General features: G+C 38.2%; 13 protein-coding genes. All 13 read right to left on the bottom strand.

Annotated features, from left to right (window positions below; translation table 11 throughout):
* Positions 1 to 87 precede the first annotated feature (87 nt).
* Complete coding sequence (locus tag F8153_RS07920; RefSeq protein WP_243136935.1) at positions 88 to 2,526, bottom strand: sugar phosphate nucleotidyltransferase; 2,439 nt, start codon at positions 2,524 to 2,526, stop codon at positions 88 to 90.
* Between the two features lie 243 nt (positions 2,527 to 2,769).
* A complete protein-coding gene (locus F8153_RS07915) occupies positions 2,770 to 3,444 on the bottom strand; it encodes a CPBP family intramembrane glutamic endopeptidase (RefSeq protein WP_151865823.1) in 675 nt (224 codons plus the stop codon).
* 126 nt (positions 3,445 to 3,570) lie between these two features.
* Entirely contained in the window at positions 3,571 to 3,783 is a 213-nt protein-coding gene (locus tag F8153_RS07910; protein WP_207707704.1) for a hypothetical protein, read from the bottom strand.
* Between the two features lie 155 nt (positions 3,784 to 3,938).
* A complete protein-coding gene (locus tag F8153_RS07905) occupies positions 3,939 to 4,352 on the bottom strand; it encodes a hypothetical protein (RefSeq protein WP_151865822.1) in 414 nt (137 codons plus the stop codon).
* A gap of 25 nt (positions 4,353 to 4,377) precedes the next feature.
* Entirely contained in the window at positions 4,378 to 6,351 is a 1,974-nt protein-coding gene (locus tag F8153_RS07900) for a DUF4153 domain-containing protein (protein WP_151865821.1), read from the bottom strand.
* Positions 6,352 to 6,371: 20 nt separating this feature from the next.
* Positions 6,372 to 6,584: a helix-turn-helix domain-containing protein gene (locus tag F8153_RS07895; protein ID WP_151865820.1), complete on the bottom strand. Its 213-nt coding sequence runs from the start codon at positions 6,582 to 6,584 to the stop codon at positions 6,372 to 6,374.
* Between the two features lie 12 nt (positions 6,585 to 6,596).
* The gene (locus F8153_RS07890) at positions 6,597 to 7,088 is read right to left on the bottom strand and encodes a DUF2975 domain-containing protein (protein ID WP_192929720.1); all 492 of its coding nucleotides are present in this window, start codon (positions 7,086 to 7,088) and stop codon (positions 6,597 to 6,599) included.
* A gap of 193 nt (positions 7,089 to 7,281) precedes the next feature.
* Positions 7,282 to 9,273: an NAD-dependent DNA ligase LigA gene (gene ligA / locus F8153_RS07885; RefSeq protein WP_151865818.1), complete on the bottom strand. Its 1,992-nt coding sequence runs from the start codon at positions 9,271 to 9,273 to the stop codon at positions 7,282 to 7,284.
* Positions 9,274 to 9,416: 143 nt separating this feature from the next.
* The gene (gene pcrA / locus F8153_RS07880; RefSeq protein ID WP_151865817.1) at positions 9,417 to 11,594 is read right to left on the bottom strand and encodes a DNA helicase PcrA; all 2,178 of its coding nucleotides are present in this window, start codon (positions 11,592 to 11,594) and stop codon (positions 9,417 to 9,419) included.
* Between the two features lie 192 nt (positions 11,595 to 11,786).
* Positions 11,787 to 17,687, bottom strand: a complete 5,901-nt coding sequence (locus F8153_RS07875) for a S8 family serine peptidase (RefSeq protein WP_151865816.1) — start codon at positions 17,685 to 17,687, stop codon at positions 11,787 to 11,789.
* Between the two features lie 205 nt (positions 17,688 to 17,892).
* Entirely contained in the window at positions 17,893 to 21,858 is a 3,966-nt protein-coding gene (locus F8153_RS07870; protein WP_192929719.1) for a S8 family serine peptidase, read from the bottom strand.
* 150 nt (positions 21,859 to 22,008) lie between these two features.
* On the bottom strand, positions 22,009 to 23,583 hold the full coding sequence (locus F8153_RS07865; RefSeq protein WP_151865814.1) for a hypothetical protein: 1,575 nt from the start codon (positions 23,581 to 23,583) through the stop codon (positions 22,009 to 22,011).
* A gap of 90 nt (positions 23,584 to 23,673) precedes the next feature.
* Entirely contained in the window at positions 23,674 to 24,555 is an 882-nt protein-coding gene (locus tag F8153_RS07860; protein ID WP_151865813.1) for an S-layer homology domain-containing protein, read from the bottom strand.
* Positions 24,556 to 24,624: the final 69 nt, after the last annotated feature.

Below are 24,624 nucleotides of genomic sequence, written 5' to 3'. Positions count from 1 at the left end.
GGAAAACCAGCCATTGCCGCGTATGCAGATGTACGCAAGAATACTGCAACAAAGAAAAAAATCATGGTTTTTAAGGGTCTATGTTCTTTATTGTCTCTGATTTCCTAGCAAATCCTTAATCTTCTTACTGAAGAATCCCGATAGCTCCTGAGCATATTCTTCTGAAAAACCTTCAGTGTATAGTTTAAAAATGGGTTTTTCGTGATCAGGCAATATTAATGCCCATCCTTTATCATCTTTTATCTTAACACCTTCGAAGAGCTCGAGGTCTTCCTCCCTATTCTCAGCAATTAATTCCTTAATAACCCTTCCTTTATCCTTCCAATCACAAGGAATCTCTTCCTTCAAATAATAATAATTTGGTATCTCTTCAGCTAAATCACTGATTTTCAAGTCTTTTGCAACGATTAAGTCAATAATGATCCCCATTGCCCATACGGCATTATAGTTTAAAACATATTGTATGGGAAAACTCTCATCGGTTAGGCTTAGCATTTCATTCATAATGCTTGAGGGATTAGACTTGGTTCTCTTTACCTCTACCTTATAGTTTTCAGCCATTCTCTCCAGGATATTGGGGGCTGTATAGGGAAGAACTATAGCATCCTTGGATTCTTTTTTCATGGCTATTAAGGCTGCCAACAATAAATACTTATCTAAATCTATTAGATTCCCATGATCATCAACTATGATAATGTCTTCACCATTTTCACTAATCAATGCTCCAAAGTTAGCCTTCTTCTCCAGTACCTGATTTTTCAAGTTCTCTATGTGCTCTTCCATTGAATTTAATCCCTTAGAGCTATAGTCCTCTACTCTACAACCCAGCTGATGTAGATACTCCTTAGTCAGTCTGATTTGAGTTGCTGAATTGGATGCAACGGCCACCTTAATCTGGCTATGCTTAATTTTATCTTGATTTTCTATAAAATCGATTCCCTTTTTAATATACAGGGATGAAAAGTTCTCTATCGTTACAGTTTGTCTCATTCTGTCGGCATTGCATCTTGAAAAATCTCCCCGATTTAATAGATTTTCCATTTCCCTTTCCTTGCTTCTAGAAATATTGGCTCCATTCTTATCAATGAAATCAATATAGATTTTATTTTTATCTAAGTAGTCAGTTCGGATATGGATGCCTCCATCGGCTTGATGGTACTTGACTGCAAAGCGATTCATTGGAATAATCGAGTTGGGTAGATAAATTGCTTGTCCACCTGAGGCGTGTATCCCCGTTATAATGGAGCTTCTTACTATAAAGCTTCCATTGGTTTGATCGTCACTTACAACGATGGTTCCTCCCTTTAGGATAGTAGCAAAGGCCGAGCCCATTCCAACTGCAAACTCGGGGGTTATATCTAAATTCAAATATCCAGAAATATCTCTATAGCCAAAAACCGTTTTAGAAGCCTTTGTTCCCCAAATAAGATTTTGATTAATTACGGTTTTAGCTTCTACCTTTTTATGGGGCCATATTTTAATATCCGGCTTTACCATGACCCCCTCCGATAGCATGCTGCCTTCCCCAATAACAGCGTTCTCTAAAAAATTAACCTTACTCTTAATATCCACCTTGTTACAGGCAACCCCTCCACTAAAATGAGTTTCTTCAGCAATCTTTGAATCCTTCCACATGATAGCTTTTTTAAAGGAAGCAGCCCTCTCTATAATGCAATTATCCGATATCACAGCATAGGGTCCTATTTTACAGGGAGCTATTGAGGAATCCCTTCCTATATATGCCGGGGGAATGATCTCTGCATCCTCATGAACCCTTGTACCTTCGCCAATCCACACCCCATCGGTGATTTTATTGCCCTCTATTTCAACCTTCACCTTTCCCTCTAAGATATCAAATTGAGTTTCTTTATAGGATTTTAAATCTCCAATATCGCACCAATAATCTTCTGTTATGTATCCATACATAGGAATATGATCCTTTAATAATTTTGGGAACAAATCCTTACTAAAATCAAAGTTATCCCCTTTGCTGTAATAATTCATTACCTCTGGTTCAATAATATAAATTCCTGTATTTACGGTATTGCTAAATACTTCTCCCCAGCTGGGCTTCTCTAAAAATCTCGTTATTCTACCCTCATGATTTGTGATAACCACTCCATATTCTATAGGCTCTGGCTCCCTTTTTAATACCAGAGTAACCTTTGCTCTCTTTCTTCTGTGATATTCTATAGCATCGGTTATATTTAAGTCCGTTAAGGCATCTCCACTTATAACAATGAAGGTTTCATCGATGTACTCCTCAGCATTCCTAACACTTCCCCCAGTTCCTAGGGGATGATCCTCCATATAATAGCTAAGATGAACCCCCCACTCCTCTCCTCCTTTAAAATATTCTGTAATAAGCTCTGGTAGATAGGCCGTTGTCACTGCAACATCGGTAATATTATGATTTTTCAGTAGCTTCACTGTATATTCCATTACGGGTTTATTAATAATTGGTACCATTGGTTTTGGTAAACTACAGGTAAGTGGTCTTAATCTTGTGCCCTTTCCTCCTGCCATAATGATCCCCTTAATTGTAATCACTCCTTATCTGAAAAAATCCTATTAAAATAATGGATATAAGGCCTATATCCATCATTTGATTTAGATATATTCTTTGAAAAATGCAGAATATATATACATATAGAATTGCCTTTAGCCTTTGAAGTCCAGTGGATATAAGTAATATAGGCTAGAAAGAACTATTCATCAAATAAAAAAATGCCAGAGGATTATTTCCCTCTGACAGTTGAAAATTGTAGGTTATATAATTTTAAAAAGTCTCATACCAATTAGTATTATGGCACTATCGGCTAGTATATGTACAATCCAAGAATTTAGAAAGCTTTGAGATTTTGTATTAAGCCAGTTTAAAACCAAGGCTGTAACGATAAGACCTATAAGGGCCAATCCCGTTAACCAAATATTAAACCAGGTTTTAAATATACCAATATGGTATATAGCAAATAGTGTAGATGAAAAAATATAGGCTAGCCATTTATTTTTTAGATTGTATAGATTTAAGAATACAAAGCCCCTGAAGAAAAATTCTTCAAGAAAGGAGTTTCCAAAGGTGATATACAAGCCTACAGCAATGAAATTTGCCGGGGTTATCTTGGACTTATTCTCTAGTTCCTGTATAATTCCATTAAAATCTATAATATCTTTGGTGGTGATATAGGTGATGATGATTACGACAAAGGCTATAGAGCCTAATAGAAGCCCCAGTTTCAATTGTTTTAGCATCATACCCTTAAACTTTAAATGCTTCTTCAGGCTAGATTTCTCAATATATCGAATGTAGATATAGGGTATGGCTGTAAATAGAATGATTTTTAAAAGGGTTTTAATGATGTAGCTTGTAGCCATTATTTGTTCTACATAGTATAAGAACAGGCAGGCCAGTATGGAGCTTATGATGATAAATCTCTTTTCCATTGGTTATCCCCCTTAGGTAATCAAAAATACTTTTTTAATACTATTATAGGGCCTACTCCCACTAAAGACCACCCTTTATATGAAAGAAAGAGCTTAAGCTCCTACATTAAATATCCTACAATTTAGCTATTTAAGTTCATCTATATTGGGTATCTCAAAGAAAATCTTTTCTCCTTCATTTACAACAATTGCCGGAATCCCCACGCTACCATATTTTTTTATGGAATCAAACTCCTTGCGGTTATCCCGATACTTTAAAAATGCTTTAAGATTTGCCATGCTATCGGTAATTTCAATATAAGTATGCTTAATATCATTTTTTGAAAGAAACTCTTTCATAGGTTCACAGTCTGGTCAGTGCTTACTGCCAAATACAATTATGTTCTTCATTTTTATCCTCCTTAGTACTATAGGTTTAACTAATGAATTGCCTTAAGATTAATGGACCTCATCAGCTTGGTATTATTGATCTTTCAAATATTATACTATAGTCATCATAGGTTTACCAGTTTCTTTTGGTGACCTAAATAGACATAAAGGCTCAATAATAACTGAATAACACTCAATATCAAAAACTGAAGGGTTGCCAGGTACCATTCTCCCAGCATCATCCTCTGATAAAGAAGGGTAATTAAAAAAATGCTTCCCATAATTATAGACATTAGCCATGGCTTGTTACTATTTTCCTTAAGGCAAAATATTGCTGCTATAGCATTTCCTAAGCCAAATAGGATGACTCCTATTATTCCTAGGCTAAGCCAACTACTAAAGGGAATCTTCCCAAACCATTCCTGTGGATATTCAGCGAATATCCCATTACCCCAAACCATCATCGCCCCTGTATAAAGGGCCCCCAGTGATAAAAGGATATTGTAAATCCCCAATACATATCTCCTTATAAGCTTCATTCAAAATAACCTCCAGTTATTAAAACTACTTTTCTAGATCCTCTAAATTAAGTTTCAATAGCTTATTCTTATAATAATTATATTCAAACCACCTATCGTAATCCTCCATTAGCTTCTTTTTCTCATAGGTTAGGTGATTTTTTACTCGAGCTCGCAAGTCCTCATCCTCTACATTTATTAGCTTTGTTATTTCTGGTATCGCATCGTAGGACAGGCTAGATAAATAGTTAAAATCCAGTTTATTGGTTTCTATATATCTTTGAATGTTTTCCCTTGCTATGATTCCATCAACATTCATAAAATTTAAAGCCATATAAATGGCAAGGGAGGCAATAAAGACATTTTTAAATACTGGTATCTTCTTGATCCATACCGCCAACAGAATAATCAATAATGAAACCCCAATTAACACCATAAAGGTTCTAACATAAATCCTTAATCTAGTAAAACCATAGGCCTTTTCATATAAGTGCATCTTATAATTTGCTGAAATCAGCATATTAAAAGTAAAGGCTATTAATAGGCAATAGGAACCTTTAAGAAACTTGTTAACCCCCTCACCACCGGTTTTTGTAAGGTTGGTACTAAAAATTAAAATGATCAAGTTGATGATTGTTACTAGAATCAGCTCGAAAAAGCCCCTTCTGGCGTATTCAGCATAGGTAAAACCCTCAGGCAGTCCACCTCCTCCATAGAGGTAGGAAAACTGAACGATGGTGAATAGTAAATAGGCTACATTGATGATAAATACAATGGTTATAATGGTTATAGGCTCCCAGGAAGGCTTTAATAGAGGAGTCCTTTGCACCTGATTACTTGGATACTTGAAGCTCCATATAAATCCGAAAAGATATAAGGTTACAGCTGTAATAACAATCATATCCCTTATAAGATAGTCAATTCGAAATTGGTTAAAAACTTCCCCAATACTTTGAATGTGGTATTTGAACATGGCATCTGCAGATGATAGCAGTAAGATTACCACTATTAACAGGGGAATTGAAATAATTACTCCTTTAAGGATATTATTTCTCATAGGATTAGTTTTTATGGCTCTCTTATCTTCGATGACTTCCTTTCCAAATTTAAAATACCTTGTAGCCGTAGCAAATCCTTTATGAAGTATTCTATCTAATCCACTAAATATAAGGGAAGTATTAATTGTATTGATGTCTTCATATCTTACACATAGCAAATAACAAACCACCAGAAAGGGTATTACCAGCAGGTTTATTCCCCTTAGTACAAAATCGTTAAATATACTAAAGCTTAAGGACAAAAGAACAATTGGAATTAAAAAGATAAGGCTTAATTTCTTATTCAAAGCCATTCCCCAACCAATTCTATTAAGGGTAACTAATATAACAGCTGAGGTGAAGATGAAGCTGGAGATTCCTATGGCCTCCCAAATAAAGAAGTAGTTAAATACAATACCTAACCCTAGCGCCATGAGCATTGCCATCATTTTACCCCTTATGCTTTCACCTTTATCAACTATGCTTCTTTCCTTTTCCCTATGGATTTTTTTCAAATGATCTTCTCCAATTGGTCCTATAAAAAATGTTTTTTGTATAGCTTCTAACCATTCACCTTGGTAATTGGCCATGATAGCTTCTTTATAGATAAGCTTTAGACATTGGGTGTTGAATGGATTAAAAGCCCTGAGATCCTTTAAGCTTACCCATTTAACCTCTATAACCCTAAAATCCTTACTGAGGCATGGGATATCCTTTATATGATCCTCTAGGCTTATATTCTGATTTTCTAAATTCACTAGAAATAATAGGTCTCCATTGCTGGTTTTTTGCGATGCTTTTAATACTTTATCCGCCTGTAGCTTTAGCCTCTGAAGCTGTGCAATTATTGCATCCTCTTCCTTTTCTTGATCCTTTATTTCTACACTAATAAAAAAATGATCTCTTCTGCCATATTGGTTTACCCCTTCCACCATCAGCACCTTGCCATCATTTATAATTACCACTACAGCTTTGTTTGCCATATAAGTAGTGCCCCCTTTAGCTATTCCTCATCTGGAACATATTCTAGAATATCTCCTGGCTGACATTGGAGTTCTCTACAAATAGCCTCTAATGTAGAAAATCTTATTGCCTTAGCCTTATTGGTTTTTAGTATTGATAGATTGGCATTGGTGATACCAACCTTTTCGGCTAACTCCTGTAAAGATATTTTTCTTTTGGCCATCATAACATCTAAATTTACGATAATACCCATATTCATCACCCTTTATATAGTTAAATCATGATCTTCTTTGTACTCAACAGCAACCTTAAAAACCTTTTCTAACACTAAAATAAATAATCCAGCAAATAAGAATATAAAAAACTCAAAATCCGTGTGTATTCCCTTCGTACTAATGTAAATAATCTCAAAGGTTTCCTTATTAAAATTAATAAAGAAATTTATAAAGTAGCAAGCAGCAATCAGAAAACATCCAATCCATATATTCTTTAAGCTTTTAACATTTCCATAGGTAAAAGGATCGGGCTTTAAGAGGGTCTGAACAATTTTTCTTAAATTATAAACAATAAATATTAATGATGTGCCTCCTACCAAAAATAGAAAATAAACAAAGGCTAAGACTACTGTTACTTCTTCCTGTTTTGCAAATAAGGTTCTTTGAGTAATGAAAAAAAACAGTAGTACACCTAATAGCAATAAAATATCAAGGGTTAATTTAAGAAGGCTTGATAATGAGCCTTTTCCGTAATATTTCATTTCCATCCTCCTCGCAATAATTTTATTTACAGCTATATCATACCATCATTTTTTTAGTATTTCAATATATTTTTATTGTTAATCAATAAAATTATATTGATTATTAATATAACCTTAACTTTAGAAGGTCATCCATGGAAAAACCCCCTATAAATATAGAGGGTTTATTGCTTTTTTATTTAATTTTTATTGATTATTTATGAATCAATTCAACAAACTCTTCTTCATTAAGGATTCTTAGGTTAGTCTCCACACCACTATTGATAATGTCTTGGGCCTTTTGAAGCTTTGAGCCAGCATCCTCACCAACAATCAAATAGTCGGTCTTTTTACTTACACTACCCGAAACCTTTGCACCCAGTTTCTCAAGGGCATCTTGAATTTCCTTTCTACTAAAATGTTGGAGAGTTCCGGTTACCACAACGGTTTTGTCCATAAATAGATTCTCCACCATGGCATGGGCTTCGTATTGGGGAGTTACCCCCTCCTCTAATATCCTATTGATACTCTTTAGGATGGTAGGATTGTTAAAGAACTCGATTATACTGTTTGCTACAATATCCCCTACATCTGGGATATTGATTAATTCTTCAAATTTTGCCTCCATCAAAGCATCAAGGGATTGGTAACCCTTTGCTAAATCTCCGGCGGTTTTTTTACCAACATTGGGTATTCCCAATGCAAATATAAAGGCATCCAACTGACAGTCTTTACTTTTTTCAATGGCCTCTATAAGATTCTGGGCCTTTTTTGACTGGAAGCCTTCTAAATTAATGAGGTCTTGGAATTTTAGCTCATATAAATCGTCTATGCCCTTTAAGTCCAGCTCCTCAAATAGCTGTTCAGCAGTTTTTTGACTGAAGCCTTCAATGTCCATGGCGTCTCTACTGGCATAATGAACGATTCTAGAGACCAATTGTGGCTTACAGGTTAATGTATTAGGGCAAAATATATGAGCACCCTTTTCTACAACCTCGCTATCACAGGCTGGGCACTTGTGGGGCTTTTCAATTTCTCTGGCATGATCACAGCCCTCTTCAATGGCTCCCATAATCTCTGGTATAACGTCATTAGACCTTCTTAGCCAAACTCGACAGCCCATTTTTACCTTCTTTCTTTGAATATCATCCCAATTATTGAGGGTGGCCCGACTTACTGTAACTCCACCAATATCAACGGCCTCCAGCTCTGCAGTGGGGGTTAGCTTTCCCGTTCTTCCCACCTGCCATACAACATCCTTCAGGGTAGTAGTTACCTCTTGAGCCTCAAACTTAAAGGCCATTGCCCATCGTGGAAATTTTTGGGTATAGCCTAAGGCTTCTCTAGTTTCTCGATGATTTACCTTAATTACCATCCCATCAATTAGGTAATCCTGCTTCCTTATATCCTCTTCCGCCTCTTTTATTTCTTCAATAACCTGATGAATTGAACTATAGTGCTTCAAATATTTATAAACTGGAAATCTATTTTCCTTAAGGAAATCAATCATTTCTAGATGGGTATTAAATCCATTGCCTTCTATGTAACCAACATTATAAAAGAAGGCATCTAGCTTCCTTTTGGCAGTTACCTTGGGATCAAGGTTTCGTAGAGCTCCAGCTGCAGCATTTCTTGCGTTTTTTAGGGGTTCTACTGCTGTTTTATTGTATTCCTCTAAAACAGATAAGGCCATGAGACCCTCACCCTGAACCTCCATTCTACCCTTAAAGGGTATTGTTAAAGGAATGGATTTAATGGTTTTAACTTGTTGGAGAATTCCCTCACCAACCACTCCATTTCCTCTGGTGGCAGCCTGAATAAGCTGACCCCCTTCATAGGTTAGATTTATGGTTAATCCATCAAATTTATATTCTAATACATATTCGACGGGTAAATTGCTATTTCCTAAAAGCTTTTGAATTCTAGAGTCCCATGAAATAAGTTGCTCTGCTGATTTGGACTTATCAAGGCTCCATAAAGGAGCTAAATGACGGTGAGATTGGAAGTTCTTTAGTGGCTCTCCACCCACCCTTTGCGTTGGGGAATCAGCCTCAACAATACCCGTTTCCTCCTCCAGCTTAACAAGCTCATCATAAAGGCTATCATATTCCTTATCACTGATTAATGGCTCATCTAAAACGTAGTAATGGTAATTATACAGGTTTAGATCTTCTATTAACTCCTTCATACGTTGTCGTTTATCCATGAAAACACCCCTTGAAATTAAAATTGAACACAAACACAGGGGGACGGTTCTCTTGTGTTGTTATCTGTCTTTCCATCTCAAAGTGCACAGAGGAACCGTCCCCCTGTGTTCCCCCCCTGTGTTCCCTTGTGTTCCTTGTGTTATTATCTTATTATCTCCAAATTCACAAAGGTTGCTGCAATCTTTTTTATCCCTCCATTGGGGAAGGCGATACTAATCATATCTCCATCGACGGCCACTATTGTACCTCCTCCAAACTTGGGGTGCTTCACCTTTGTTCCTGCCTTCAAGGCACTGGCAGGTTTTGGTGCTACCGGAGTTGGAGTAGGGCTCTTCATAAAGTCTCCTCTAAAGAGGGGTGAGGTTTGAAGATTGATAACCTCCTTTTTCAGATCATAGGCAGCTTCCTTTGTAATCAGACCTGAAGGAATTTCATTAATAAATCTTGATATGATATTATAGCTGGTTCTACCATAAAGGGTTCTCATTGTGGCATGGGTTAAGAATAGCTTTTCCATTGCCCGGGTAATTCCAACATAGCAGAGTCTTCTTTCCTCTTCTTCATTTTTTTCCTGTAGAGACATATAGGATGGGAAAATCCCCTCCTCCATACCTGGGATAAATACAATGGGAAATTCCAAGCCCTTAGCGCTGTGGAGGGTCATTAGTACAACATAATCTTCACTTTCCTCCATCTGATCTAGGGGTGATTCTAAGGAGGTTCTCGCTAAAAATTCCTCTAGGGTTTTAGTCTCTGCGTTTTTGTCAAAGTCCAAGGTTACAGAACGAAATTCCCGTAGGTTTTCTAGTCTTCCCTGGGCTTCTACTGTATCTTCTGCCTCTAGGCTTTTTATATACCCGGTTTTTAGGTAAATGGCATCTAATATTTCTGTAACCGACATGGTGTTTTTTGCCTCAATCAATTCTACTATTAAACCCTTCAGCTTTTGGGCTTCCGTCTTTGCCTTAGCTGGAAGACCATCTATTTTATCGATCTCCAAAAGGGCCCCAAAAAAGCTTTCCCCCTTGCTGGCTGCATAATCACTTATTTTATCTATGGATTTTACACCAATCCCTCTTTTGGGAACATTAATAATTCTTTGAAAGCTGACGTCATCCACAGGATTGTCAATTAATCTTAGGTAGCTTAGTACGTCCTTAATTTCCTTTCTATCGTAGAATCGCAAGCCTCCAAACAGCTTATAGGGAATATTCTCCCTCATGAAAATTTCTTCTATTACACGGGACTGGGCATTGGTTCTATAAAGAACCGCAAAATCCCTATAGCATTTATCAGTGGTTCTCATTTCCTTTTTAATGTTTTGACTGATATATTGGGCCTCTTCATATTCATTGGGAGCTCTAAAATACTGTATAATCTCTCCCTGGGGGTTCTGGGTATGAAGCCGTTTGGCTTTCCTTTGCTGATTATTACAAACCACATGATTGGCAGCATCGAGAATACTTTGGGTAGAACGATAATTTTCCTCTAGTTTTATAACCTTTGCATTTTTAAAATCCCTTTCAAAGCCGAGAATATTCCTTATATCTGCTCCACGCCAACTATAAATGCTTTGGTCATCATCACCTACCACACAAAGATTTTGATGACTTTGGGACAGCATACTCACTAGGGAGTATTGAGAAAAGTTGGTATCCTGAAACTCATCCACCATAATGTATTTAAATTTTTCTTGATAGTATCTTAATATAGTAGGATTTCCTTTAAACAGCTCTACCGTCTTCATGATCAAATCATCAAAGTCGAGGGCATTGTTGCTTCTGAGCTTGTCCTGATACATCCTGTAAATTTCGGCAATCTTCTTCTTTCTAAAGTCTAGTTCATTTTCCTTCATAAACTGATTGGGTCCAATCAATTGATCCTTAGCATTACCTATAGCTGCCAAAACGGTTTTAGGATGGAGAAACTTCTCATCTACATTTAACCGCTTATAGCATTCCTTAATGACCACCTCTTGATCAGAGGTGTCATAAATTATAAAATTCTTATGATAGCCTATTTTGTCTATATCATATCTTAATATTCTAACGCAGGAGGAGTGGAAGGTGCTGACCCACAGGTCTTTATGAGAGTCTCCTAAAAGGCCCTCCACCCTTTCCTTCATTTCTCTGGCAGCCTTATTGGTAAAGGTTATCGCCAGAATATTATAGGGATTAATGCCTTTTTCTTCAACCAGATGTGCAATTCTATGGGTTAGCACTCTGGTTTTTCCTGAGCCTGCTCCTGCTAAAATTAATAATGGCCCCTCTGTATGTAAAACAGCCTCCCTCTGTTGAGGATTTAAATGGGATAAGTTCATCTTTAATAGCTCCTTTTCTGTAAATCTTTCTTACTCTATCTTATCCTATTTTATGGCTATAATCAATTTATATGGTTCATAAAAACAACCTCTACCCCCTTAACAAATAGAAATCGAAGTTGTTTGAATCCTTATATAGAGAAATCATTTATTACAAATCATGAGGTCCCCAACTGGGGACCCCACTATTATTTAGTACTTTTCATAGATGGCGGTTTTACCATCTGCAGCATAATAGGTTAATCTCTCTGGTAGATTTTCTATACCGGCTAGACTACCATCGGTGGTAACAATTGTTGTTGCATTAAGCTTAATATACACAGCCTCGTCAGCATTGTAAGCATCTATAAGCTTCATTTGGGCATCTGCATTATTATTTAGATATTCAATATCAAAGGCTTCATTACCGATAATTACGGAATTAGCAATTAAGTCTTCCATATTCCCTATAACAGTTACCCTACCTGTGGCGATTTTAGATACTTGATATCCATGCTCATCTACATACACTACTTCAACCTGTAAATTAGATGCAACCAAACCTCCAGGTACTGTCCATGTTGCAGAATATACACCATCTACTTCTATCATTGGAACACCTAGATTATCACTAGCTGGTTCAAATGGAAGGAGAATTCTATAATATCCTGCGCCACCCGTTGGGGCATCAAAGCTTATTTCCAATGTTTCTCCTGCTCTAAGCTCTATATCCTCTTGTGGTTGAAGGTTGGTTATTACTGGTGCATTCAGCTCAACAAATACTCTTCTTTCAATGACAGTAGTATTTCCTGCATAGTCTGAGGCTTCAATAGTAACAAGATTTTCACCTTGATTTACAAATATTCTTTCATCGAAGCTTCCGTCTTCACCGACTACAACCTCAACACCATTGATAAGTACTCCGTCAAGATGTATATTATCTGACACGTTTCCAATCACATGAATGGCTTCTACATTAATCTTTGCGTTGTCTAATGGTTCTTCAACCACCAATACAGGAGCTTCTTTATCCTTAATTATGGTTATTGGTTGAGATGGCTCTGTTTCTACTCCATCCATTTCAGCAGTTACTATGATGGTATTCTCATCGGCTGGTAAATCTACCACTGCTGTAAAGCTTCTGTTTTCAGTAGTCACGCTGGTAGCTTCCTCTCCATTAACATATACATTCACCTGCCCATCAGCAGTAACGGTTCCTTCTACAGTGATACTGTCTTGATTTGTATAGGTTAATGCTTCAAGGTTGGTAATTACGGGAACGGATACTGAGTACTCCATAATGGCCCTAATCATTAGAGCCCCTACTACATCTTCATCAGACATGGGAATGAAGTCTCCTGCTATATTTAAATAGGACCTATCAGCATGGGGTGATGATTCATCTATTCCTGTTCCTGGACAACTTGTTCCAGCTGCATCTTGAATTGTAGATATATAGAAGTCTCTATCTGTAGAGAAACCATGGCTTGATAAATCGATATAGTTAAAGGCTCCCCTTTCAACATTCACAAATATAGGGTCACCCACCTGTGAAGGTGTACCATTTTCGTCGGTGCTATAGATTGCAAAGCCTATTCTATTTCCTCCTGGCGTTGGCCATGAAGTATCCCAAATGTATACATTTGCTCCCTTAACCTTACCAAATTGGTTAGGTGTGAATCTTACTGCTAATCCATTTCCTGATGCATTTAATACTAAAGCATTTTCACCCGTACCGTCATCATAAACGATTTCATCTTCATAACCAACAAACCTCTTAAGGGGTATTTCTACATTGGTTATTTCATCACCATCAACCTCTACAACCACTTCACCAGGCTCAAATCCATCAGCTATTACCTTTAAGGTGTAGGTGCCTTCATAAACTGCTGGAAATGTAAAGTTTCCATTTTCGTCAGCAACAACTGGGGCTATCTTTGGATCCTCCACCACTCTAATCACTGCATTGGCTGCAGGATTTCCATAGTATCTATCAAATATTCTACCTTCTATGCTTCCTTGGGGCTTAGGATCTAATACGAATATTTGACTTATGGTTTCATCTTCTCCTAGAGTAATTTCTACCTCCTGTGGATAATGACCATAGGCCTCTGCCCTTAGGGTAAAGGTTTCACCCTCTTCGGTGATAGGATGTCTCATTAGGAATTTTCCTGTTTCAACATCCGTCTTTACGCTTCTTCCTGTTTCTAACACTGTTACAACAGCATCAGCCACTGGAATACCGCCACTTAAGGTAATTGGAGTGTTGGAAATAACTGTATCCTCTACCACCTCATATTTATTTGTTACATTTCTCTTTAAGCTAAAGCTTGGTTCCTTAGATTTATAATCTGATTTTTCATCTTCAACCTCATTGGCTGCCTTTACAGGGGAAATGTTGTTTACTAAGCCTAGGTTATTTTGAAGCTTATTATTCTCAACTGGTTTTACATTATAATCAGCTTCTATTCCATCTAAATTGTAGTTGACAATGGCTCTAATCATTGTAGAATAATAGAAGCCTGTTTCTGCTATTGGTACCATCTCTCCTTCTATATTCAAGAAGGATCTTGAGTATGGAGAAGAAGGATTATCATCCATTCCTGTTGCAGGAACATTAACTCCTATATCATCCTGCATTGTGGAAATATAGAAATCTCCATCGGTTGAGAAGTTTAAGCTGGATAAATCAATATAGTTCCAATCACCTCTAGTTAGATTATCTACATAAATAGGATCTCCCACCTGAGCTAGTGTACCATTATCTTCGGTATAAACCACAAAGCCTAATCGATTTCCACCTGGCTCTGGGAAGTCATTACCCCATAGGTAGATATTGGCACCCTCTAGCATTCCCAAACGATTCGGTGTAAATCTTACAGCTAAACCATTGCCTGCCTGGTTGAGGACTAATGCATCCTCGGCACTTCCATCGTCATAGGTTATTTCCTCTTCATCCACTATTGGAGGCGGTACATAATCTAGGCCGATAACTGTAACATCATCTATATACCAGCCCAAATAAGCTACTGAGCCATCGGAATGGAAGAAGAATCTTATTTTTACAGTTTCTCCGGTATAGCCTTCAAGGGCTATCTCTTCATTCCTCCAGGTTTGAAGTCGGGTTCCAAACCTACCCCCAGGAGTGATATTGGTCCAGGTAGCTCCATCATCAGTGGATATTTCAACCTGGCCATAATCCCATAGGGTTGTAGTTCCTTCAAAGTCATACCAATGGTTAAAGGTTAGCACCCCAAGTTTATCTTCTGGTATTGTTATGGCTGGAGTCTCTATCCAAGAGTCACTGCTCAAAGGATAATTATCTTCAAGGTTTGTAGCCCATAGGTTCACACCAGAGGCGGCGCCATTAGGTCCTGAGATTGGAGCTCCCCAAGCCCATGAATTATTTGTTCCATCCGTTACGAAGCCACCGTCATCCTCTTCAAAATCTGTTGTAAATAATATATCCACTACTGCAATAGAACCAGAAACCTCTTCAGTGTAATCACTAATATTTCCAGAGGTGTCTTGAGCATCTAAAACATAGTAGTATACAGTGCCTTCTTCTACGTCAGTATCTAAATAGCTACTACTGTTGGTTTCGGTAATTTTTGTATAATCACTTCCTGATACAACTGATCGATAGATATTATAGTGGGATAAATCGCCATCGGGAGAATGGGTCCAAGTAAGTCTAACTCCCGTAGCTGTCCCCGCAGCAGATAAGTTGGTGGGAGCCGATGGTGGAACTTCGTCTGGCCCCATGATTCTCACATTATCTATGTACCAGCCTTGTTTAGCTACGGATCCGTCGGAGGTGAATCTATAGGCCACATATACTGGATTTTGCGATCCAATAAAGTCATTTAAGCTTACAAAGGCTTCCCTCCACTGGCCACTTGTTCCGTTATAGGTTGGCCCCGCTTGATGCCAATTTTCTCCAAAGTCATTGGTGACATAAACATACCCATAGTCGAAATTGGTTTCTAAGTCATACCAATGGTTGAAGCCTAAGGATGCAGCAGCCAGGGTTGAATCCCTTAAATCAATAGGTGGGGTGATCATCCAGCTATCTGCACTATTGGGATAACTGCCACCAAGGGTTGTTCCTGCCAATTGTTCTCCCTCAAAGGCCTCTGGGTCAGCTCCCGATGGTGCTCCCCATTGCCATGCTTCATCAAGACTCCATCCATTAGCGTGGCTTTCAAAGCCTTGAACATATTCACCTGGCAATACACCAAATGCGATACTTATGCTATAATCCTCTGTAACTACTACCTCTCCGCCATAGTCTCTGGCTCTAATCTTGTAGACTATGCTATCCCCAAGGAGCATATCATTGCTTATGGTACCTTTGTAGATGCCATCCTTATGATCTCCTGATATTCTCTTCATCGGAGCAAGCATCCAGTAGGATTTTCCTTCTTCTTTAACTAATAGCTCTGCTTCAACTACTGAAACATCATCCATAATTTCTGCTGTTATATCTATATTTGAGCCCATATAGGCTTCTGTTATTTCTTGCTGATGTAGGATTACTGGTAGGGATGTATCTTCACCAGGTGTTAATACTTTACCACCAATAAAGCCTGTTCCAGATGCTATTGATGAAACCGCTTCAAAGGCATCAACTAAACCATAGCCGTAACCAAAGTTTGGTGCCTCTGGGTAGGTTGAGTCTGTTAATGGTACCGCAGTTTCAGCTAAAACAGCTTCTATTTCATCTACAGTAAGGGAACTATTAGCTGATAACATTAGGGCTACTACCCCCGCTACTGCAGGACAGGACATTGAGGTTCCACTCCAGCCACCTTCGTACCCACCTGGTATAGATGATCTTATACCGACTCCTGGGGCTGCAATATTGGGCTTGATTAGATCTTCATCGTAAGGTGAAGGTCCTAGTTTAGAAAAGCTTGCACGAGTATTGTTGATATCTAATGCTGCTACCGCATAGCTTTCTGGGTAGTTGGCTGGGTTTGAAATAGATCCCGGCCATGGCGCTGGTTCTCCTTGCCTTTGGTTTCCTGCTGAAAAGGCTGGGAATATACCTGCCGCCCTCCAGTTTCTTACTGCATCTCTATACCAATCATCAATTCCTGGTCCGCCACCCCAAGAGTTATTTACAACATCTGGGGCCATTGTTGGGTCTCCACCTGGGGCCAATATCCACTCAGCTCCATCTAATAAAATGGCGTCGGTGGTTGAACCTGAGGTGTTAAACACCCTTACAGCTATCCATTTAGCTCCTGGTGCCACGCCTATCTTATTACTACCATCCGGCTCTTGACCTAATATAGTTCCCATTACATGGGTTCCATGGGGAACTGCTGGATCGTCGGTTGGCAAAGTCGTTCCATGGGATGGGTCATACCAATTTCCTTCTGGATTTGTGGTTCCTGTTGAAGAATCATAGCCCCTCCATTGATGCATTAGGGCTGGGTGATTCCATGTAGAGCCTGAATCCAGGGTAGCAACTACTACTCCAGTTCCATCAAAACCTAAATCCCATACCTGATCTGCCTTTACTCTCTCGATATTCCACTCTAAACCTTCAACTGCTTCTGGCTGAGCTCCACTAGTTTCTGGCGTATCCATTGTATAGGTTTTATTCTTACTGATCTTTTCTATCTCAGTCATATAGGAAATGTTCTCTATTACTTCCTTGGTGGCCTTTACATATAGCATATTCACTATGTGATAGGATGTAAATTCCTCAACATTTCCATTGGCTTTTTCCTGCTCTAGGTAATTAATTACATTTGCTTGAGTGATTTCTGCTTTATCTCTTAGGGCTTCAACAACACCCTTTCTAACCTCAAGCTTTACGTTATATGGAGTCATCAGTGTAGCTACAGCACTTCTTGTAGCCTGAGCAACCATTTCTGTATCAACCTGATCCTTCATATATACCAAAACTTCTGCATATTCTTCCTTCTCTAAATCCTTTATTACTTCTGATGAAATCTTTATAGATGCTGCTTCTTGAAGTTGTTCCTTTGCTGAGTTATAGCGGATTTCTTCTGCAAAGGCAAAGGATCCAAAGCTTCCTAATACCATCATCATCGTTATTAGGATGGCTAGGCTTTTACGAATCTTTTTTCCTTTTAACATCAAACAATTCACCCCTTTGATTTATTAGATTTTTATTAGTATCCCCCTTATAGATATGTAAAGGGTCAGACTTGTACTGCTAATTAATACTATGCTAAGGTTAATCTTTTTACTTATAAAAATTATTTTAGCCGTATTTTTATTTTTGTCTGACCCTTCATATATTTAGTTATCCTTTGTTAACTCTTTTTAAGTTGGTTTCCTCTTATTTTGAGTAAACTGAAATGTTACCATCTGCATCATAGTACAGGATTGTTTCTGGTAATACTTCAATTGAAACAACACTACCGTCAGCTGAAACTATTGTGTCATCATCCAGTTTAATGTAAACAGAATCTTCCCCATTATAAGCCTCTATTAACTTCATTTGGGCATCGGCATTGTTGTTTAGATATTCCATGTCAAAGGCTTCCTCACCTACGATTACTGTATTAGTAGGTAGTTCACTCATTGGTATGGGTTCTACTAAAGACTCATCAATGGTGATTTCCATTACTGTCATATTTCCAGCAACATCATGTAGGGTAAATACAAATGTATCTACATCTTGATAATTTACAGTAACACTAATAGTCTCATCAGCTGGAGCTGGAGTAACCAATGGTCCTTCTTGGGTATAAATTTGACTATCACCCTGATATAGTATTAAGGTATCAAAATTATCCTGCATTCTAATTTGTAATTCTGCAGTTTTAGCTTCAGTGTCTATTGAAGCTATTGTAATGTCTAATTCTGGAGAGGTGGTATCTACATAGAATCTTCTGGTTAGGCTACCTGTTAGGCCAGTTGCAGATATAGACTCAATGCTCACTTCCTGATATCCATCCTCCATTGTTAGGGTTTTGCTGAACCTAAAGGCTGGTCCTGTGTATAGAACAGAATTATTATCAGGATGCCTTACCTCTGCCTCTTCAACAAACTCTAAGTCAGCCTCAACACTATCAATAAGAACAGATACTAAATATAAATCATTACCTACGTACCCTTCAAAAGTTATTTCATTTGAATTATATACATCAAGTAGCCCCGGTTGAAGGATAAAAATATACGGATTGTATACTTCAAAGGTGTAATCTAGTACTGTCATACTGATATTTAGTATATTGTCTACAGCAAATACCTTAATTTCATACTCTCCGGCTTCTGTAATGTAATTTCTTAAGGAAACGCTGTAGGATGTAACTCCTTCTTCACCATTGACTATTTCCTCTACTTCTTGACCATTAACCTCAAACATAAATCCAAGGATTCCTGCTGCTGCATCGATTGAGTTCCAATTAAGCATACCAGTTACGGGATCATAGGCTAAGTCCGTTACCTCTGGTCCAACAGTGTCAATCGTAATTGGGATTCTCTTTGACTGAATTTCTGCTCCTTCATAATGAACCTTCGCTTCTATCTCATAGAAATAATCTCCATCAGGCAGAACTTCTCCATTAACAGTTCCATCCCATTCAGCTGCCGATATCATTCTAACAGGTTGTTCAGCGCCACCATCAATGAAGTTCTTTCTTACAAACTGTTGCATTAGAATGGTTCTAAGATGATTACCTTCTTCATCTAAAATTTTATAATTCACAAACTCTGCATTTCTCATAAAGGATAAGTAAGGTGTAACGTTTCCTGTACCCTCTAGATATCCTGCCTCAGTTCCTGGATTCATGAAGATTCGAGGAGTTGAATAATAATATCCACCGCCCTCAGCATCCCAATAAATCATGCCTGAAGCTTCGAAATAGGATTCTCCCTCAGAATCGATGTAATTCATTCCATCAAGGATGTTAGGCTCGCCCCAGTCACCATAGAAACCTACGTATGGCACAGAAAGGCTTGGGTTTTCATCGTTGGGGTCTACTAGAGTAACAAAGCCCTCAACAAACATATTTCTATAGATGGTTTCATCTTCACCAATGTCTATGGTTACTGAGAATTCATATTCGTCATTGGCGGGAACGGTTATGGATGCTGGTGCATCAACGATGGCATCATAGATGTAATCCGCTTCTAGAAGATTTAACCCTAGAGAATGGATGTAATCTGTAATAACAGCTACATTCACATCATAGGTTGCCTCTTCATCCGAATCATTTATGGCTCTAAAGTCCATAGTAATGGTTGTATCTTCAAAGTCCTTCAACTCGACCTTAGCTTCATTGGTTGTAGCATCTACTAGTCTTACTGGGGTAGTTACGGCTCCATAAAGATCCATTAGGCCTGCACCTTGTCTTCTTGGTGATACCTCAATATTGCTTCCGTCATATACAACATTGGCCGTATTCATCAATAGGACCTTAGCAAGTCTTGTCTGCTCCGCTAAGCTTAAGCTTTCATATAGTGGGTTTTCTTTAATATATTCTAATACTAGGGCTGAACCTCCAGCTACATGAGGGGCTGCCATAGAGGTACCACTCATAGTGCCATATTCATCGTCCTGTAAAGTTGAATAAATTTGTCCTCCTGGAGCTGTAATTTCTGGTTTTAGCTCTAAGGATGGTGTAACCCCCCATGAGGTAAAGTCAGACATTGTATTTCCAGCAGGATTAGGAGCTAACATGGTATCATTACTAAAGGTTAGCAATTTCTCTTCTAATCCCATTAATGCTAATCCCCCTTGATGTCCAATAAATACTGCAGGAATGCTTTGATCTGCGGGAGTTTGCATATTTACTAAACCTTCTCCGCCGTTCTCATGGTTACGTATAATAACACCTATTGCTCCAGCAGCTTGAGCATTTTGAATTTTTTCTACGAAAGGTGGTGTTAAGCCTCCACGAACGATTAATGCAACTTTTCCAGCTACATTGGTAAGCTCAGTTGGATGACCAGAACCTCCATCTACAAACTCCTGTAGTCCTGGCAAAGCCTCAGCTGGATTTATGTTTCCCGCCACCGCCATTGGAACATTGTGCTCAACTCCATCGATCTCATAAACCAAATATTTTGATTGCTGGTGGGTATTTTCAATGGAGGCTACTGAGATGGTGTCTTTATTAAGGCTTGGTGCCCCTACCACACCGATATCTGGATTTTCTCTCCATGGATATCCATAGTTGGTTTCTGTCCAGCCATCTGTGATGGTTGCGGAGTTACCAGCTGAAACAGAGCATACTATACCATTGTTTGTAGCGTTGGTTATAGCAATATCCTCTGCTGAATCAGGTATATAGAAGCTTGCTGTAGATCCTAAGCTCATGTTTAGTACATCAGCACCAAGCCTTACTGCTTCATCTATAGCTACTAAGTAGATGTCACTAAAGGTAGTGCCATATATAGGATCATTGGAGAATACCTTCATGGCCAGCAATTGAGACTCAGGGGCTACCCCTTTTATCCCGCCATTATCAGGGTCGCCATTGGCTCCTGCAGTACCTGCAACGTGCATACCATGCATTGATGGATCTGGACCTAAATCTAATATTTCATTATTTAAGTCATAGTAGTTGTATCCATAGGGTACCTTTTCAGTGAAGTATCTGCCAAGCAAATTTAATCCTTCTACATCTTCTTGGGTAAGCTTTGGTTCTGTGCCCTCACTAAGAACCATATCTCTATGTCTAGGATCGATACCGGTATCGATAATAGCTATAACAGTTCCTTCCCCCTTGTATGATAAATCCCAAGTAGGAAGAGCTCCTATCATATCATTGCTTGTATTCATGGAAGGCTCTATTTCTGGTCTTTCATATTCATTAGATAGATATACCTTCTTTACATTTGGAAGTTTTTCAATAGCTTTAATATCTTCAACCTTAACCATTCCGCTAAAACCGTTAAAGGTTGTCTTAAAGCTATGGATAAAATCCATATTGATTTTGCTACTTAAAATCTTTTGTTTTACCTGTTGCTGTTCCTTTTCAATGTTTCTTTCAAGGTCACTAACAACCTTTACTGACAAGGCAGAGTATCCTTTATTCATTCTTGTTGCATATTGGATGGTTGGCTCTGAGTCCAACTCAACAATGATTCTAACCTCATCATCTTCATTAAAGAATTTCTCAAGTTTTCGACTTAATGAAGCTTCAGTTTCTTCTGGTTTTAACTTTTCAATTGCCCTTGAAATAATACTCTCATCCAGCTGATTGTCTGATGTTGGCGAGGCGGCAAAGGCTAGACTATTGGAAAGTACAAAGGCAACAATCAACAATAACGTTAAAACTCTACGGGTCTTCAAATTAACACATCCTTTCATATTAGTTGTTGTAAATGGCTGGCAGTTCATTATAGATAAAAAACGTTTATCTTATAATTCAAACTGATCTAAATAATATAGGAGAATGAGACCCCTAAAGGCATTCCTTTAGAGGTCTTAAGACATTCCTAGCTAAAGCACTGGAACAATCACCTCAGAATGGATGGCTTCTCCGGCCCCATTATATAGAGTTACTGTAACGGTTGAGGAGATGACTCCATTATAGAAGAATCCTTCTGTTTCTTCACCAATATTGGCCTTAGCAGTTGTTTCTGTAAGTCCTCCTGCAAGCATATAGGTTACATCATATTGTACAGCTTCATCTAAATTCTCAACACTTTCAACTGTTAAATGTAGTATAGGTAGATACGGACTTCCTGCCCTAAAGGTTACATTTAATTCTGGCTCTGGATATTCTGCTACAACAACGATTCTACCCCTTAGATCATCGGCTGTAGTTCCCTCTGGTACTACGATCCTCCATTGTGAAGGTTCTTGTTCCATTTGAGTAGCAAGCTCTCCATCTACATAAACTTCTTCAACGAAATCAACATATTCAGCCTTAATATTGATATTTGCATAGGTGTTACCTGTAATAGCACTGGTTCCTACAAAAACATCTTCTACTTCTTGGGGCCAATCTACTATTTCAACAACAGTTACAGTTGCAACTACCTGTAGCTCAATGTTTGAAGGATTCATAACTCCTGCTGGTAGTTCAAAAGTACCTATAGCTGTGTAATCTCCTGCTTCATTGGCATTATAGTCTTCTATAGACCACTGTAGACTAACTGTATGTACTTGACCTTCACTATCGGTTATAGTTGTTGTTAAAGCTAATAAGTCAATTACTTCTGCCTCAGTAGTTCCTTCTTCCACTACAACACTATCTACAGGCGCTATTGAAACAATAGCTGGCTCTGCTACTGTAGTAACTTGATAGTCCACTTCTGCTAACACTTCATCTTCTTCTAAATCTATAAGGGAGATTTCAATTTCGTAAACCCCAGCAACGCTAGGTGTAAATCTGATATTGGTTGTGGCGTCCCAATCTGGTGTTAATGTAAAGCCTTCACTTGGTCCAAAGGTGCCAGTTAAAGGTACTCCTACCCATTCAGTTCCATCATGGTACTCTAATAGCCCTTCTCCACCTGTTACGCTATACTCATATATTGCAGTATAATCAACATTTCCAGCACCATCTCCAGTGGTTCTTACTGTATAGACTCCTGCTTCATTCAAATCTAATTGCGAAGGTCCATGTATAGTCATCACATATTGAGAGTCCTCTTCTATTTCTTCTATTGAAGCATTTCCATCTACAACCCTTAGCTCATGGGTATACTCAATGTCTTCACTTACTACATAGTCATTATTACCTAAAATGTCTTGTAGTCTAAATAAATTGTTGGTTATTGCCCTTCTATAGTCCAACATCACTCCAGTATTTGTTTCTAGATATATAGGGCTTCCATCTGATTCAGCTTCACCTACTAATTCCTGAATACCTCTATAAAGGGTATTATCGCCATTCATGCTTTGTTCAATTGCTTCTGCATAGTTTACAAACACCATGTTTCCGTTATCGTCCTGAAAATAAACATTTTGAATGGTTACTTCAGATGATGCAAATGATAAACCAATCGATGGGATTACTAGTAATAGTGCTATTACTAGAGACAGCATTTTCTTAACATTCCTTTTCAAACTAAAACCTCCTTATTTTTTAATATTTATTAATAGATGTTTTCTAGAAAATAGGCTCTGCTGAAAGCCAAATCCTCTAGAAAAGCATTATTAATCTGTCATATTCTTTACCATTACCTGTCTTGTAACCTCTGCTCCCTCTGCTGTAATAAATATTTCTACTACATCGCCTACATTTAACCCTAATGTTGTCCCCTTCCACTTTCCATCCCCTTCATCATAGGTTAAGTCCATATCGTTTGCCCTTACGACCGAGGCTTTTGCTACTTCCGCCAGTTCCACATGAATATAGGTAATTCCAAGAAAATCTTGTTTAGCCACTGCATTGAGTAGATGCTCTTCACTTAAGGCTACAACTCCGCTATCAATAACATTATTTAAGGCATAAAGGGCTTCCCCTCGGGTAATATGTTTTTGTGGTGAAAAAGTCCCATCAGGGTATCCAGACATATAGCCTGAGATGGTAACTGCTCCAATGTAGCCCTTGCTCCAATGATCAATGGCATCTACATCTTTAAAGCTACTAGCTCCACCTTCATTTGTATCTAGTTCCTTTAATCGAGCAATAATTACTGCAACCTCTTGTCGAGTAATCTTATTGTTGGGCTTTATTGTTCCATCCGGAAAACCCTGTATATAGCCTGCAGCCTTTGCCTTTTTAATTGTTTTAAAGTACCAATCATCTTCAGCAACATCAATAAAGGCAATATCTACTTCTTCTGAAAACTGAAAAGCATTATTCACTAACGCCATAAACTCAGCCCTAGTAATAGGATTCTCAGGCCTAAAGGTTCCATCTGGATAGCCTTTGGCTAATCCTTTTCCAATCCATTGGCTAATCACAGTTTCTGCCCAATGGCTTGAAATATCAGTAGCCATTCCATAAGTAACTAAAGGAATTATAAATATCAGCATAGATATAATCATAAAGCTTAATCGGTATTTCTTCCTTCTCTTCAATTTGTAAATCATCCCTTTACCCCCTTCGTATATATTGTGAATAATTATTGCCTAATAATGCCAGTTAATACATCCCTACAA

Origin of the sequence: Alkaliphilus serpentinus (assembly GCF_009017255.1) — a bacterium.
In the GTDB taxonomy this organism is placed as follows: Bacteria; Bacillota; Clostridia; order Peptostreptococcales; family Natronincolaceae; genus Alkaliphilus_D; species Alkaliphilus_D serpentinus.
The sequence above is the reverse complement of the archived record's forward strand: the minus strand, read 5'-3'. Positions and strand labels throughout refer to the sequence as shown.